Origin of the sequence: Anaerofustis butyriciformans (assembly GCF_036289385.1) — a bacterium.
Taxonomy (GTDB): Bacteria; Bacillota; Clostridia; order Eubacteriales; family Anaerofustaceae; genus Anaerofustis; species Anaerofustis butyriciformans.
Window position 1 is genome coordinate 245090 of the sequence record NZ_JAYFFH010000001.1, and the last position, 15482, is coordinate 260571.

The 15482-nt window shown below is 30.3% G+C and carries 16 protein-coding genes; all 16 read left to right on the top strand.

What is annotated here, in order from left to right; all coding sequences use genetic code 11:
- Positions 1-136: 136 nt before the first annotated feature.
- The 16 genes from V2W16_RS01155 to V2W16_RS01230 all read left to right on the top strand — a co-directional run bounded on the left by V2W16_RS01155 (position 137) and on the right by V2W16_RS01230 (position 15473).
- Positions 137-919: a hypothetical protein gene (locus tag V2W16_RS01155; RefSeq protein WP_329380129.1), complete on the top strand. Its 783-nt coding sequence runs from the start codon at positions 137-139 to the stop codon at positions 917-919.
- 129 nt (positions 920-1048) lie between these two features.
- On the top strand, positions 1049-1771 hold the full coding sequence (locus V2W16_RS01160) for a hypothetical protein (RefSeq protein WP_329380132.1): 723 nt from the start codon (positions 1049-1051) through the stop codon (positions 1769-1771).
- A 98-nt stretch (positions 1772-1869) separates the two neighbouring features.
- The gene (locus V2W16_RS01165) at positions 1870-2616 is read left to right on the top strand and encodes a hypothetical protein (protein ID WP_329380135.1); all 747 of its coding nucleotides are present in this window, start codon (positions 1870-1872) and stop codon (positions 2614-2616) included.
- A 131-nt stretch (positions 2617-2747) separates the two neighbouring features.
- A complete protein-coding gene (locus V2W16_RS01170) occupies positions 2748-3458 on the top strand; it encodes a hypothetical protein (protein WP_329380138.1) in 711 nt (236 codons plus the stop codon).
- Between the two features lie 216 nt (positions 3459-3674).
- Entirely contained in the window at positions 3675-4373 is a 699-nt protein-coding gene (locus V2W16_RS01175) for a hypothetical protein (protein ID WP_329380141.1), read from the top strand.
- Between the two features lie 143 nt (positions 4374-4516).
- Positions 4517-5128 (top strand): hypothetical protein, encoded by a 612-nt coding sequence (locus V2W16_RS01180; RefSeq protein WP_329380144.1) that lies wholly within the window; start codon positions 4517-4519, stop codon positions 5126-5128.
- A gap of 78 nt (positions 5129-5206) precedes the next feature.
- On the top strand, positions 5207-6766 hold the full coding sequence (locus V2W16_RS01185) for a PBSX family phage terminase large subunit (protein ID WP_329380147.1): 1560 nt from the start codon (positions 5207-5209) through the stop codon (positions 6764-6766).
- Positions 6767-7507: 741 nt separating this feature from the next.
- A complete protein-coding gene (locus V2W16_RS01190) occupies positions 7508-8260 on the top strand; it encodes a hypothetical protein (RefSeq protein ID WP_329380150.1) in 753 nt (250 codons plus the stop codon).
- 726 nt (positions 8261-8986) lie between these two features.
- Positions 8987-9805 (top strand): hypothetical protein, encoded by an 819-nt coding sequence (locus V2W16_RS01195; protein ID WP_253229336.1) that lies wholly within the window; start codon positions 8987-8989, stop codon positions 9803-9805.
- 16 nt (positions 9806-9821) lie between these two features.
- A complete protein-coding gene (locus tag V2W16_RS01200; RefSeq protein WP_329380154.1) occupies positions 9822-10172 on the top strand; it encodes a hypothetical protein in 351 nt (116 codons plus the stop codon).
- A gap of 427 nt (positions 10173-10599) precedes the next feature.
- Positions 10600-11211, top strand: coding sequence for a hypothetical protein (locus tag V2W16_RS01205; RefSeq protein ID WP_329380157.1), 612 nt, complete (start codon positions 10600-10602; stop codon positions 11209-11211).
- A complete protein-coding gene (locus V2W16_RS01210; protein WP_329380160.1) occupies positions 11211-13301 on the top strand; it encodes a hypothetical protein in 2091 nt (696 codons plus the stop codon). Before V2W16_RS01205 ends, V2W16_RS01210 begins: the two co-directional genes overlap by 1 nt.
- 11 nt (positions 13302-13312) lie before the next feature.
- Positions 13313-13699, top strand: a complete 387-nt coding sequence (locus V2W16_RS01215) for a hypothetical protein (protein ID WP_329380163.1) — start codon at positions 13313-13315, stop codon at positions 13697-13699.
- 9 nt (positions 13700-13708) lie between these two features.
- Positions 13709-14539, top strand: a complete 831-nt coding sequence (locus V2W16_RS01220; protein WP_329380166.1) for a hypothetical protein — start codon at positions 13709-13711, stop codon at positions 14537-14539.
- Positions 14540-14558: 19 nt separating this feature from the next.
- Positions 14559-15131: a hypothetical protein gene (locus V2W16_RS01225; RefSeq protein ID WP_329380169.1), complete on the top strand. Its 573-nt coding sequence runs from the start codon at positions 14559-14561 to the stop codon at positions 15129-15131.
- Positions 15132-15143: 12 nt separating this feature from the next.
- Complete coding sequence (locus V2W16_RS01230) at positions 15144-15473, top strand: hypothetical protein (RefSeq protein ID WP_329380172.1); 330 nt, start codon at positions 15144-15146, stop codon at positions 15471-15473.
- Positions 15474-15482: the final 9 nt, after the last annotated feature.

Genomic DNA, 15482 nt, shown 5'->3' on the forward strand with positions numbered 1-15482 from the left:
ATTAAATAATATAGTAAAAGATAAATTAAAAAAATCTATGCTTTATAAATATAGTGACCCTGATATTCATTATAAAAAAGATAAAGATGTTGATATAAAATAATTTAATGTGATAAAATTTATTTAGGTGAAAAATATGGAAGAAAATAGTAATAAAAATAAACGAAAAGAAATTATAAACACAACAATTTTTCTTATTTTGATTTTTATAGGTTTGGTTGTATGGTATTTATTTTTTTCAGGATATCATAATCCAAATAAAGGTGTAGAAAAGAGTTTAAAAAATAGTTGTGTAGAAAATTTGTCAAATGAAGAAGGAAATGAATATGCACAAGAATACAGAATGATAATGGAGTTGATGTTTTCATCAAAAAACAGTAAGCTTGCTTTTTCTGCTCAGAAAAGCAGGCTAAAATATATAGATAAAAATACTGACTATAAAATCGTAGGAGAAAAAGAAGTATATAATCCCCCAAAAAGTATTTTAAATAGAAAAGATATAGATAAAGATATCTATACATATGTTAAATTAAAAATTAAAGTTATTGCACCTAATTATGCGTTAGCATATAAAAATTCAGTGGATGCAACAAATAAATATATAAAAGATAATAAAGAAGCTACAAAAGAAGAAATAGAAATGTATTTTGCTAATCGTCTTAAAATTGAAGGTGAAAAAGTAGTTACAGAAGATAAATCAGTTAATTATATATATAAAGCAAGAGGAGAAATAGACTCAAGTGTTTCTCCTGATATATTATCATCTATAACTTATTATGCAGGATTACTACCAGACCAAGAAAATAATTTGGATTTAGTAAACGCAATGCTTGGCGGTCTAGTTGAAGAAATGGACAGGACGAAGCTGCCTGAGGGGGTTGACCTTGAAGAGACTTTGCAGTTAATGAGGATAGAATAGATTAAGAATAAAAAGACACCGAGGGGTGTCTTTTTTGTATTAAAAAAAGGAAACCTATATTATGATTATGTGTATAAATTTTGTGATATAATTATAATAAATTTAGTGATAAAATTGAGGAACATTATTATGTCTAAAAAAGAGAAGAAGAGTATTTTTCAAGAATTAGCAATATGTATACCAATATTATTAATCTTTGCATCAGTTATTCTTATTAATATTTATGATAATTCTGTAACAGGAGATTTAAGTAATAAATGTTATGAATATTTAACGGCAGAGGACGGAAGTGGAGAAGATTATAAAAGTATATTGCAGATGATGTATCCAAAACCAACATATGGAATTAAATATGTAAATAAGAAAGTCGATTATGATATAGTTGAAAAGACAAAAGCAAAAGAAAAAAAGAAGATTGAAGATTTATATTTAGGTACAAAAGAGATTGAAAAAGAATATGACAAAGTAAAAATAAAAGTGACTTCATATAATTATGCTCTTGCCTATAAAAATGCAGTAAAAGCAACAAATAAATATATAGAAGAGAATAAAAACGCAAGTAAAAAAGAAATTGAAAAATACTTTGCAACCCGCCTTGAATATGAGGGAGGGAAAATAATAGACAATAAAGAAAAAACCGTTATGTATGTTTATAAGAAAGAAGATTCTGTTATTTATAATAACAGTAGAGGGGGGCATGTTTCTTTTGAAATAGTTGAACTTCCGGGGCAAAAAGATAACCTTGATTTCTTAAACGCAATGCTTGGCGGACTTGTAGAAGAAATGGATAGGACGAAGTTGCCTGAAGGGGTTGATCTTGAAGAAACAATGGAATTAATGGGGATAGAATAGATTAAGAATAAAAAGACACCGAGGGGTGTCTTTTTTGTTTTAAAACACATTTGAAAAATTTACTGCCAATATTATATAATTATCTTGAGGAGAATGATATGAAAGAAAAGATAAAAGAAATACTTATAATTATTGGTGAAAAAATTTCTTTTCCAATTATTTTAATTATATTTTTTCTATTTTTGTTTATGCTTTCAAGTATAATAGATTTTATATTCAACAGTGAATTTAAAATGGAAAGAAGGTTAGATAGCTTTGGGTATGAGATTTTATTTAATGAAAGGGATACATATGCAAAAGAAATAGATATTATTGAATTAATGTGTCCTGATAAAAGCTATGATGTAACTGTTATATTTAATAAGCCAGTGTATAAACATATAAAAGATTGGCAGTTTAAATATAAAAATCCGGAATATGAAGATGATAAAACAGGATTTGCAAGTGAATATAATTATGATACGAAAGTAATGTTTGAAGTAACATCATATGATTATTCTTTTGCATATAAAAATGCAGTAAAAGTTACAAATAAATATATTGAAGAAAATGAAAATGCAGGTAAAGAAGAAATAGAAAAATACTTTGCAAACCGCCTTGAATATGAATGGAAATATATAAAAAAGAACAATATAAAAAAATCAATTTATATTTACAGAATGAGTTATTTTTACAATATCGTAAGAGGAGGTTATGCAGTAGGAGTATCATTATTACCTTATCAAAATAACAATGACGATTTGGCAAATGCTGTTTTTGGCGGACTTGTTGAAGAAATGGACAGGACGAAGCTACCTAAGGGGGTTGACCTTGAAGAGACATTGCAGTTAATGGGGGTAGAATAGATTAATAGATTAAGAATAAAAAGACACCGAGGGGTGTCTTTTTTGTTGTTATGTTTAAATAATATCAATATAGCTTATATTAAAGAATAATGTGTTATAATTAAATTAATAGTTATATTGTAGGTGATTTTATGAAAAAAAAGGGAATATTGTATTCATTAGCTATGTATACACCAATATTTTTAATTCTTGTAGTAATTTTATTTCTAAATTTTTATGACAATTCTGTACAAGGGGATTTAAGTAGAAAATTTGATGAATATATAAATGCAGAAGATAATAGCGCGAAAGATTATAAAATGGTTTTAGAGATAATGTATTCAAAACCAACATATGGTATTAAATATGTAAATAAAAAAATAGATTATGAAATTGTTGAAAAAAAAGAAGAAACAGAAAAAAAGGTTGAGTATACTATTATAGGTGCTGACGAATATGAGAATACATACTACAAAGTAAAGATAAAAGTAACTTCATATAATTATGCTGATGCCTATAAAAATGCGGTTATGGCAACAAATAAGTATATAGAACAAAATAAAAACATAAGTAAAGAAGAAATACAAAAATACTTTGGTAAGCGACTTGAATATGAGGGTAGGAAAATAATAGACAATAAAGATAAGACTGTAATGTATGTATACAAAAAACAGGACGATATTAGATATAGTAGTAGTAGAGGGAGTCAATTTATGGATAAAATAATGGAATTACCAGGGCAAAAAGATAATCTTGATTTCTTAAACGCAATGCTTGGCGGTTTAGTTGAAGAAATGGACAGGACGAAGCTACCTAAGGGGGTTGACCTTGAAGAGACTTTGCAGTTAATGGGGGTAGAATAGATTAATAGATTAAGAATAAAAAGACACCGAGGGGTGTCTTTTTTTGTTTGTGAAAATGAATATTAAGAATTTTTATTGTGTAACTAATAAATATTATATTATAGAATTTGAATATATAAAATATTATTATATTGTGTTATATTTAGATATAAAGTAGGTTAAATTGATATATAAAATATTTATTAAAATAAATTTATAAATTTAAAGGGAAAATTGATGAGTTACAAAAGCAATAAAAAATTAAAAAAAGCAATAAAAATTATACTTTTTTTTATTGTTGCCATAGTATTATTTGTTATTTTAAATCCAAGCGAAGAGGAATATCTTATAAACGATTTGAATAAAAAAAGCAGTATCTATTTAGAAGAATGTAATAATGTTAATGATAATTATTTAAAAATATTAAAGATAATGTATCCAAATGAAGAGGATATAGAAAAGTTCATTAAGAATAATATTACATATACAATTACAGATAGAGAAGTTATTGATAGTAATTCTATGGATATATCTTATATGTCATTTTATGTAAAAGTTAGTATAAATGTAAAAAGCTATAATTATGCAAACGCATATAAGAATGCAGTTTTAAAAACAAATGAATTTATAAATAAAAATAATTCTTTAAACCGTGAAGCAATACAAAAATATTTTTATGAACAGTTAGAAAAAGAAGGACAGCTAATTATAAAAAACAAACAGATGACTACAAATATTGTATATAGATGTAGTAAGGAACATGAGGTTGGCGGTTCGAGAATGGAAATAAAAACTTATATTATTTATCCTCTTCCTGAGCAAAAGAACAATATGGACTTAGTAAACGCAATGCTTGGCGGACTTGTTGAAGAAATGGACAGGACGAAGCTGCCTGAGGGGGTTGACCTTGAAGAGATAATTATACATAAAGAATGATAATAGTATAATAAAATATATAATGATAAAGAAAGGAATATGTTATGTATAATAAAAGTCAATATAATTTTAATAAAATAAAAACAATAATTTTTAATATATGTTTTTTTATTATATTAATCTTATTATTATTATTTTTCTATATGTATGATAAAATTCCTACAAATGATTTAAAAAATAAGTGCTATGAGTATTTAACCTCAAAAGATGAAGATGTAGTTGAATATAAAAATATGATTATGTTGATGTATCCAAAAGAGGTATATGTAATAAAAAAAGTAAATAAAAACATTGAATATAATATTATTGAGGAAGAAGAATGTTTTGAATTAATAAATCAAGGAAGTATATTAGAGCAAAAAAATAGATATTTTAAAGTAAAAATAAAGGTTACTTCTTATAATTATGCTGAAGCTTATAAAAATGCGGTTATGGCAACAAATAAGTATATAGAACAAAATAAAAACATAAGTAAAGAAGAAATACAAAAATACTTTGCAAAGCAACTTGAACATGAAGGTAATAAAATAATAGACAATAAAGAAAAAACTGTAATGTATGTATACAAAAAGCAGGATGATGTTGATATTGGCAGAGGTGACTATAGTGTTGTTATTAGCAAACTACCAGAACAAAAAGATAACCTTGATTTCTTAAATGTAATGCTTGGCGGACTTGTAGAAGAAATGGACAGGACGAAGCTGCCTGATGGGGTTGATCTTGAAGAGACAATGAAGTTAATGGGGATAGAATAGATAAATAGATTAAGAATAGAAAAGACACCGAGGGGTGTCTTTTTTTATAAATTAATAATAAAGGAGGAGATGTTTATTTTGAAAGATAAAAAAAGAAAGGACAGTATAGAAAAATTAAAAGAAGAAATCAGAAACAGTGAACTTGAAAATATGGAAAGTCCATTTAAAGAAAAAGTAAATGATGAGTGTTACAGTATTGAAATATCTAAAAAGGTATTTAACGAGGTTTATATACCATATTTGGATAATGATGACAGGTTACTTATATTCTACGGTGGAGCGGGGAGTGGAAAGAGTGTTTTTGTTGTTCAAAGATATATTTATAAGATTCTGAAAAACAATCTTTGCAATATACTTGTTGTAAGAAAGACCGGAAACACAAACAGAACTTCCACCTTTGCACTTTTTAAACAGATAATAAACAAGTGGAACCTTAGGGATTTATTTTTGATAAACAAAAGCGATTTTACAATTACCTGTAAGGTGAATTTAAACCAGATTATATTTAAAGGACTTGATGATGTAGAAAAGATAAAATCAACAACCTTTGAAAGTGGTGAATTAACGGATGTATGGATAGAAGAAGCCAGTGAGGCAGAGGAAGACGACTACAAACAGCTTAATGTTCGTTTAAGGGGTGGTAAAACAAAGAAGCAGATAGTAATGAGTTTAAATCCCATAGACATAAACCACTGGATTAAGACTTCTCTTATAGATACCGGAAGAGCAACTTATCTTCATACTACCTATAAAGACAATCATTTTATAGATGATGAATACAAAAAGGAACTCGAAAGCTACAAGGATACGGATATATATTATTACAATGTGTACTGTCTTGGAATGTGGGGCGTTTTGGGGGATAGTGTATTCGATGTATCCATAGTAACAAGGCAGTTAAAGAAGAATATAAAACCCATAAAGACAGGTTATTTTAAATATGATTATGACGGAAAAGAAATAAAAAACATAGAATTTATAGAAGATGGAAATGGCTTTATAAACATTTACGAAGATGTGGATAAAAGCTCTTTTTATGTTCTTGGAGGAGATACGGCAGGAGAAGGCAGCGATAATTTTACGGCACACGTAATAGATAATATTACCGGAAATCAAGTTGCTGTTTTAAAAAACAAGTTTGATGAAGATTTATATGCAAGGCAGGTTTACTGTCTTGGAAAGTATTATAATGATGCGCTTATAGGGATTGAAACAAACTTTTCAACCTATCCAAACAAGGAACTTGAAAGGCTTGATTATCCTAAACTTTATGTAAGGAAAAGGGAAGATACATATACTGGAAGAATGATAAGTTCCTTTGGTTTTGTAACAACAAGGATAACAAGACCGATAATAATAGCAAATCTAATAAAGATAGTGCGTGAAGAGGGAGAAAAAATAGTTGATAAGGCTACTTTAGAAGAGATGCTTTCGTTTGTAAGGAATGAAAAAGGAAGACCTGAGGCGGCAGCCAATGCTCATGATGATTTGGTTATGGGGCTTGCTATTACTTATCACATAAGAGAACAACAGGAAATGGTTAAAAAGAAAATAGTTAAACCGAGAACTTTCCACTTTAAAGCCGAAATGCCCGGTAAAAGCGGCGGTGATTTTGGTGGGGAAATCAAGGTTATATAAGGGGCTTTGCCCATTAAACCCCTTATTTAAGGGCTGTCTGCCCTTAACAACCCTATATTAAGGGGTTTTACCCCTTAAAAACCCCACGACTTTTTTACTCGCCTAAAAAAGTCGAATAAAAGGGCGCCACTCGCCGTGGGGGCTTTAACGCATCGGGATTTCATGGAAAATCTACCCGATTTTCTCATGAACCGATGCTACCGCCGTCCCGCCTATTTATTGACTTTATGTTATGAAAAAGAGCATGGTAATAAAATGGAATGTTTCGCTTTTTATGGTTTGTTATTTATAGTTTGGGAAAATGTAGTAGCATTAATATTATATATTTTAATATTAAATAATACGTAATAAATTTTATTATATTGTAATTTATTTTAGAAATAATACTATATAAGTAAAAATATATTATGAATTAAGAAAAATATTGAATATTTTGTAATAAATTTTAAACAAGAATATCCTAACAAAATAATTATAAATATAGTTTAAAAATATGGGAATATGTTGGGATTAAAACTTTGAAAAGTTATGTTATTATATATTATGGAAAAATAAATAAAATGTTTTGAGGGTAATTTCATTTTATCTTAAAACTTTAAAGGCACTTAAAAAAGTGTCTTTTTTTTTATGGGTGGTTTTGGGTGGGAATGCTTAAAGTGTCAAGTCTTCATAAGACTATAAATTATGCGCCTTACCTGCGTTAAAGGTAAAAGTCCGGACAAAAGAAAAGGAGGAAATGATATGGAAGAAAATTACGAAGGACAATCATTTTCACAAGATGATTTAAATCAAGAAGATTACTATGATAGTTATGACGATTCATATGGTTACGATTCATCTGAGTATGATGAGGGCTTAAGTACCGAAAAAGAATATTATGATGACGAGCGGGAACAAGAGGAAGATACTTATTTTGATGAAGAGCCATATGAAGATTACGAAGAAGATTATGAACAAAAAGCTGATGAGTTTTCTGATATGGAAAACTTTATGGATGAAGAGATCACACATTCTAACAACGACACTTTAAGCCAGACAAAGCTTGGAAATTATTATGCTGATGAAATCATATCTTTAGGAGATGAAGATATGAACGAAGTATTAAATGAACTTCTACATTCAAATAATTTGGATACTACATCGGAAGTTCTTTTAAACAGGCTTTCAAGTGAGTTATCCCTTAGAACAAATGAAAATGAACTTAGAAATATTGGTAAAGATCCAAGCGTACTTAGAAGTGATGATTTTATAAACTTTGCCAAATATTTCAGAGATGATGTTCCATTAATGGATGTCTACAATGTTTATGAAAGCCGTGTGCTTAATAATGAAAAAAACACTTATTCTCCTGCGGGAAGTCTTAAAGATAATAAAAAGCCCGGAGGTATTAAGGATTATTACACTGCCGATGAAGTGGACGATTTTACGGTTGAGGACTTTAAGAGAAATCCGAAGTTACTTGATATTGTGAATAGGTCTATTGAGAGATGGTAAGTTTAAGGTTTCGCTCTAAAGAGCGACCAGTATTTTTCCTAAGCAAAAAATACTGGACAAAATGCTTTCACTCAAACGCCGTGAAGGCTTATAACGTGGTCGAATTTTCTAAAAATCTCTACCCGAGATTTTTGAAACGACCACTACCGCCACCCCGACCGGTTTAGTTATAGGTTTTATGTTAAATGATGTTTATGTTAAAGGGTGGGACAATGTAATAAAATCAAATTTATACTTTGAATAATTTTTAGGTGAGTGTGTTGGACATGGTGATGAAATGGGGAGTTTCACTTTGAATGTGTTTTATGTAGGGAGTGGGACATGGTGATGAAATGGGAAGTTTCACTTTGAATGTGTTTTATGTAGGGTGTGGGGCATGGTGATGAAATGGGGAGTTTCACTTTGAATTAGGTTTATTTAGGGAGTTTGGTGTGGGGATGAAATGCAGGTTTTGTGTTTCATGGTTTTTTAGTTGAGGGTAAATTTTATTATATCAAAGTTACTTTTCCATAAACGAGGTTAGGTGTGGGATGAAGGTATGAGGAGTTAAGTTTAAGAAAAGTAAAAATTTAAAACATAAATTATTAAAAACAATTAAGATATATTTGATAAATACAGGATAAAGAGAAATCATGGGAGGGAAAGGGAAAATGTTTATCAAAATATCTAAAAATGAGGGAAGTAACATAAGTTACTTCTTTTTTAATAAAAGAAAGAGAGGAAAATATGAGTTATAACAATTTTAAAGCGACAGTATGGAGTGCAAACATACTAAGAGATTTGGAAAAAATGGCAGTACTAGACAAAGACTGTTGTCATGATTTTGATGGAGACATTAAACAAGCAGGAAAGGTAAAAATTCTGGGAGTTGCAAGACCAACAATCGGAGATTATGACGGAAGCGACATTCACGATCCTGAAGATGTAAAAGATACAAGCATTTATCTAGACATCGACAAGGCAAAATATTTCAACTTTGGAGTTGATGACATTGACAAAGCACAATCAAGAAAGGGCTTAATGTCATCTCTTAGAGCTGAAGCAACAGCAGGGCTAACTGAAGCATATGAATATGACATTGCCTTAGAAGCAAAAAATGCAGGTAAATTTTCAGCGTCAACAGCTGTATCAACAGAAGATGATATGAAAAAATTAGTAGACAAAGGTCTTGTATGGTTAAGAGATAACGGAGTTCCTATGACACAAAGAGTAGTAATCGAGCTAACTCCATGGGCTTATGATATCTTTGAAAACAAGATTATTGAACTAAAAACAAGAAACGACAAACTAATCGAAGAAGGTATTCTTGGTAAATACAAAAATGCTTACGTAAAAATGAGTAACAACTTATACAACGACGGAAAAGATGATTACTTAATGATTAGAACAAACAGAGCCATTGCAGCAGGAAAACAGATTGATAATGTTGAACCATTCAGACCTGAAAAGAGATTTATGGACGCTGTAAAAGGGTTACTTGTTTATGGAACAAAAACAGTAAGACCAAAAGAATTATATACAATAAAAGCTCACGAAGCAGAGTAAGAAGGGAGAATAAAATATGTCAGTAACAAATATTGAAAGAATAAAAATAAAAAGAAACACTCCTGGAGAATATCCTGAGTTAACACCAATTGACACAACAGACGGAGCGTTAATCGATTTTGACGGATGCGATGATAAAACACTTATGATTTTTTCAGCGTCTTCAGAAGGTGCAAAAGTAAAAGTACACTGTGGCAATGGTATTCAAGGAGTAGAAGCGGCAGAATTTGAGTTTGATATTCCAAACGGAGAAATGAGAACACTTGTAATCGAAAGCGGTAAATACAAAGACGTAAAAGTAAACAAAGGAAAAGTTAAAGTTACTGTAACAGGAACTGTTTCTATTGGGGTAATAGAGTTACCTTAAGGGGAGTCCCCCCTTAAAACCCCCAAACTTAAGGGTTTTCAACCCTTAACAACCCGACCATATTTTTGCCGAAGCCCAAAAATATGGAAAAAAGGCTTTCACTCAAACGCCATGAGGGCTTAAACGCATTCCAAAGCTTACTAAAAATACTACCCGTATTTTTAGAGCTGGAATGCTACCCCTCCCATTTAACTATAACCCCAAACCAAAATTAATGGGAATATGGTTAAATACTACTCTGACCAATAATAAGGTAGGGTGGTGGTAGTGGTCGTTTCAAAAATCTCGGGCAGAGATTTTTAGAAAATCCGACCACGTTATAAGCCTCCACGGCGAGTGGCGCCCTTTTATTCGACTTTTTTAGGCGTGTAAAAAAGTCGTGGGGTTTTTAAGGGGCAAAGCCCCTTAGAGAGAAAGGAGGTAAATAATGAGTATAAGAAGTATAAAAGAGATAAAAAGATATATTCTTGCGATAATTGAAGAATACTCTACAAATGATTTATATACTTCCGATGATGAAGATATAAACAAAAGACTTATTCCTCTTATAAACATTCATTATCAAATGTTATTTAATCAAAGCGAAAATATAAAAGCAAAGAAAATCGAAGTTAAAATTGATAATGAAATGTCAAGAGATGAATATAAGCCCTATTCTCTTGGTTCACTTTGTGCCAAGTTTCTTGGAATAAGGGTAATAAAGTCAGATTATAAAGATATAGATTATTATTTCTTAAATAAAAAGTTATATATTAAAAATAATTACGAAGGACTTATTGAAGCACAGTATAAGCCTTACTGCGAAGATTTAAGCGAAATACCAAATGAGAAGCTGGATGAAACGGAACTTGACCTTGATGTAAATTCGGTTATTGTTCTTTGTTATCATGTTGCAAGTGATGTTTTAAAAACGGATGTTGGAGCAGATTATACAGCCTTTGACCAAAAAGCAGCAAAAGTTATATCGGCTCTTGATATAACGAAAAACGGTGTGATGGGAATAGTAAGACCCGTAAAAATTTACGGCGGAGGTTTATAATGGCTAAAGCAGAAACCATAAAAAGAACCTATAAGAACATAAAAGGAGTGGATTTTTCAAGGGAGGCAAGAAACGTTAGCGACAATCGCTCTCCAATGATGGTAAATATGTGGAAAGATTATCTTGATGATTCTCAGTGTGTGGTTACAAGAGAAGGTTATAAGTTAATCGCCGATTTTTCTTCCTTAATAGATAATGATTTAAACAAGAGAATATACGGTATACATATCTATACGACTCTTTCGGATAATCTTGCATTAGTGCATATAGGAAAATTTTTATATCTATATAAAGAGTTTCCTAGTCAAATAAATTTAGAAAACACTGTTTTACTTTCGGATAAAATGAACGAATGTAAGTCAATGAGTTTTATGTATAACGAAAAATTATACATAAATGACGGATTAACTTATTACAGATTTGACGGAGAAAAACTTATTGAAGTAGCTAATAAAGAAAGGATAAACGAACAGGTTCTTAAAATTGACAGTGAAAATTCTGAAAGTAGTTTTGATATTCCTTTCATCCCTACAACTTCAATTTCAAGACTTCCGGACGGAGGGGGAGAAAGTTATCAAGGAGTAAATGTTCTTACGGGCTTTAGAAAAAATTCTTTTAGCGGAGATAATAAAACAAAAATTTATGCTCTTGATACTACGGACCTTACAAATAGCGATATTAAATATCTAAAGGTATGGATAAATGATACTTATATTGATTTAAAAAACGGAACAAGTCTTACCTATGATGTGAAAGATTCTGAAAGTGGTGAAGTAACTACAAAGACCGATACATTTAAATTAGCAGAAGACGGAATTGACATAAAAAAAGGAACAATAACCTTTAATGTAGCCCCTCCAATGGCTGCAACTCTCGGTCAGGATAATGTAGTGATAATGTTTTATAAAGAAGTGGACGGGTACGCTGACAGAATAAACAATTGTAAAATTAATGCGGTTTTTGATAACAGAGTATTTTTCAGCGGTAGTAAAACATATAAAAATGGACTTTTTTACAGCGAACTAAACGACCCTGAATACATCTCTGACCTTAATTATTATCAGGATGGAAGTGATAATGAAGATATAACTTCTATTACAGTTGCAGGTAATGTTCTTTGGGTATTTAAGGAATCAAAAGAGGGCGGCAATAATTTGTTTTATCATAAGCCTGACACAGAGCAGATAACAATAACAAATACTTTAGGTAAATCGGAAACAAAATACTATAAAACTTATCCCGTAAAACAGGGCAAAAGCAGTTTTGGAAGTTTTGGATGCAGCATTAACTTTAAAGATGACGTATGTTTTTTAACAAAAGAAGGAATGTATGGGCTTAAATATTCAGACTTAAACAGCGATATTTATGCTTCGGACTTTGTATGCGAAAGGTCCAGCCTTGTTAATCCTAAAATGACAAATGAAGATAAATACCTTGATGCATCTATGGATATATACAAAGGGTATTTATGTATTCTTATAAACGGAAATATGTATCTTGCAGACAGCAGAAAGACTTTTGAAGTAAATAAAGGTTATGAGTATGAGTGGTTTTATTTTGAAGGGCTTAGAGTATTTGATGAACAAAGAAACGAATATAAGGGTATATATCTAAAATCTTTTGACAATAAACTTTATTTTGCAACTGACGGAGGGCATATATGTGTATTTGATGAAACATTGTATAAGGACAACGAAGAAAATATGGAAAACTATATTTTATTAAAATCCGATAATTTTTCAGATATAAACCATTTAAAGACAACTTCCAAAAGAGGTGGAATAGCAAAGTTTAAAGTAATGGGAAATTCCAGTGTGGGTATATATATAAGAACCAACAAAAGCAAAGAATATAAATATATAACAACATATAAAAATGCCGGATTTTCATTTATAGATTTAGATTTTAGGACAGTAAGTTTTTTAATAGATCAAGATAACAACTATGGTGTAATAAAAACGAAACAAAAGAAATTTAACGAACTTCAAATAAAACTAAAAGGTGAAACAATTGACAAAAAAGAATCGAGACCTTTCGGATTTTTCTCTTTCACATTGGAAGGTTACAAAGGAAACTATATTAAAAGGTAGGTGAATGGTTGATGGATAAACTGATTGGATTTGATGAAGATGTAAGAAATATAGAGCCTCTTGGAGATACACCGATGATTTCCGGTGAGGAGTTAAGACAGGCTTTTGATAAAGCTGGTGTAGACATAAAAGAGTATTTAAACTCAGTTTTACTTCCTAAAGTAAATGATGAAATTATAAAAGGAATTGATGAAAATACTTCGGCTATTGATAAAATAAGCAATAATTTGGTTAATATAAATGATTCAGCAGAAAAAAGTTATCCTAAAATATACTTAGGTGAAAGTGCTGCTTTCCCTTTAAAGACCTCCCCAAAAATTATTTTTTCAAAGACTGTTCCTACAACTTCAAACTACGGAGCTAATCTTCCAATTGGTTCTATTGTGTTTATATATTAGAGGTAAAATATGGCAAGCAGCGGAAAAGTAACTGGAAAATATTCTAACAATAATGACGTTTATATATCTTTGGAATGGTCAGTAAAAAGTCAAGATAAAGAAGCAAATAAAACTGTAATACACTGTGAATTATGGCTGAGGGGAAGTGATAGTTACAGACACTGGAACTTTTATGACCATATAAGCTATATAACAGTAGACGGAGTAAAGAAAACAAATACTAAAACGAATTTTGATACTTACAAAAATCCATGTAAACTTATGAGTGCTGATTTTACTATAAAACACAGCTCAAACGGTGCAGGGGATTTTAGTGTAAGTGCTAAGCATTATAGCGGTGTTGCAATTGGGACGGCGACAATTAGTTCAAAAAACTTTACTCTTCCTTCAATAAAGAGAATATCGGTTTTAAACTCATTAAGTATAGTAAATGAATATAAGGGGATTAAGGCGAGTTATACAAAATATAATTCTTCTTTTAGTGATACATTAGTTATAAAATGCAAGACATTTACAAAGAGCGTAAGTAATTATAAAAGCGGGAATACCGTATCTTTTACAAGCAGTGAACTTGCTAAACTTGAAGATATTTTAGGGGAAGATAAGACTATAACATTTACTTGTTATTTAAAGACTTACAGCGGTTCAACTTTTATTGGAAATAGTAATTCTCTATCTAAAAGCGGAACTCTTACTTTTAATCAGGGACCTAAAGTATATATAAAAGTGAGTTCTTCTAATATAGCGAAAGTTAAAAGTGTTTACATAAAACCCTCATCAATTTACAAGGTTAAAAGTTCGTATTTAAAAACTTCATCAAGCAGTATAGTAAAAAGTTAATATAAAAAGGAGGTAAATTATGGCAAGCAATCCATATAGTGGTTTAAGTTCGTATGCGAATAAGTATTATAAAAATACTAATGATGCTGTAAATAATTATTATAATTCGGCAAAAACAAACATAACGAATGATACTAATCAACAAGTAAAAGAATATCAGCAAAAGAAAGTACAAGCAGACAAAGATGCATTCCGTGATGCAAGAGCTGCAAATGCTGATTACTTAAAAAGCATTAATCCCTATGGATACAATGCAGAAAAACAGGCAAGCGCCGGTCTTGGCGGAAGCGGTTTTTCCGAAAGCAGTAAAAGTGCAAACTTTACAACCGCACAAAACAGAATATCACAGGCAAGAACAACGGCAGAACAGGCAAAAATGAATTTTGACAATCAAATTGCTCAAGCATATAATACAAAAAACTCTAAACTTGCAGAACTTGCATATAATACTATGAATACAAGAAATAAAGCTTTAGATACTCTGCTTAGTAAAAAACTAAGTATTGCTTCAGGATTAAAAGATTGGTATTTGGGAAAAGGAAATTTGGATTTAAACAGAGAAGAATTCAAATTCAGAAAATCCCAAGCATAATAAGGAGGCATTATGCAGATAAAATATTCAAACAGCGGATATTTATTTTTTAAAGTAAGCGAAAAAAGCATTTTAGATTTAAGCATTATATCTAAGGTGCTTTTTTCTTTTGGGAAAGGTTCAAGACAGTTAATAAAAGAATATCCGGGAGAAGTAACGTATTTTGAAAAAGAAAGAGGATTTCTTGTTCCTTTCACGCAAGAAGACATGACGAGATTTAGAGAAGGTGATGATGTGGAATATGATGTGAAGTTTATTTATAAAACAGGAGACAGTTATTCTACAAGTATGGGCAATTTTGAAGTTGGGGAAGTTGTAAACAAAAATACTTATAACGTATAGAAAGGAGAA

Excerpts from the sequence above, each read along its gene's own strand:
- V2W16_RS01180 (WP_329380144.1), top strand. The coding sequence starts at position 4,517 with ATGTATGATAAAATTCCTACAAATGATTTAAAAAATAAGTGCTATGAG.
- V2W16_RS01220 (WP_329380166.1), top strand. The coding sequence starts at position 13,709 with ATGGCAAGCAGCGGAAAAGTAACTGGAAAATATTCTAACAATAATGAC.
- V2W16_RS01195 (WP_253229336.1), top strand. The coding sequence starts at position 8,987 with ATGAGTTATAACAATTTTAAAGCGACAGTATGGAGTGCAAACATACTA.
- V2W16_RS01200 (WP_329380154.1), top strand. The coding sequence starts at position 9,822 with ATGTCAGTAACAAATATTGAAAGAATAAAAATAAAAAGAAACACTCCT.
- V2W16_RS01230 (WP_329380172.1), top strand. The coding sequence starts at position 15,144 with ATGCAGATAAAATATTCAAACAGCGGATATTTATTTTTTAAAGTAAGC.
- V2W16_RS01160 (WP_329380132.1), top strand. The coding sequence starts at position 1,049 with ATGTCTAAAAAAGAGAAGAAGAGTATTTTTCAAGAATTAGCAATATGT.
- V2W16_RS01215 (WP_329380163.1), top strand. The coding sequence starts at position 13,313 with ATGGATAAACTGATTGGATTTGATGAAGATGTAAGAAATATAGAGCCT.
- V2W16_RS01210 (WP_329380160.1), top strand. The coding sequence starts at position 11,211 with ATGGCTAAAGCAGAAACCATAAAAAGAACCTATAAGAACATAAAAGGA.
- V2W16_RS01225 (WP_329380169.1), top strand. The coding sequence starts at position 14,559 with ATGGCAAGCAATCCATATAGTGGTTTAAGTTCGTATGCGAATAAGTAT.
- V2W16_RS01155 (WP_329380129.1), top strand. The coding sequence starts at position 137 with ATGGAAGAAAATAGTAATAAAAATAAACGAAAAGAAATTATAAACACA.
- V2W16_RS01205 (WP_329380157.1), top strand. The coding sequence starts at position 10,600 with ATGAGTATAAGAAGTATAAAAGAGATAAAAAGATATATTCTTGCGATA.
- V2W16_RS01175 (WP_329380141.1), top strand. The coding sequence starts at position 3,675 with ATGAGTTACAAAAGCAATAAAAAATTAAAAAAAGCAATAAAAATTATA.
- V2W16_RS01165 (WP_329380135.1), top strand. The coding sequence starts at position 1,870 with ATGAAAGAAAAGATAAAAGAAATACTTATAATTATTGGTGAAAAAATT.
- V2W16_RS01190 (WP_329380150.1), top strand. The coding sequence starts at position 7,508 with ATGGAAGAAAATTACGAAGGACAATCATTTTCACAAGATGATTTAAAT.
- V2W16_RS01170 (WP_329380138.1), top strand. The coding sequence starts at position 2,748 with ATGAAAAAAAAGGGAATATTGTATTCATTAGCTATGTATACACCAATA.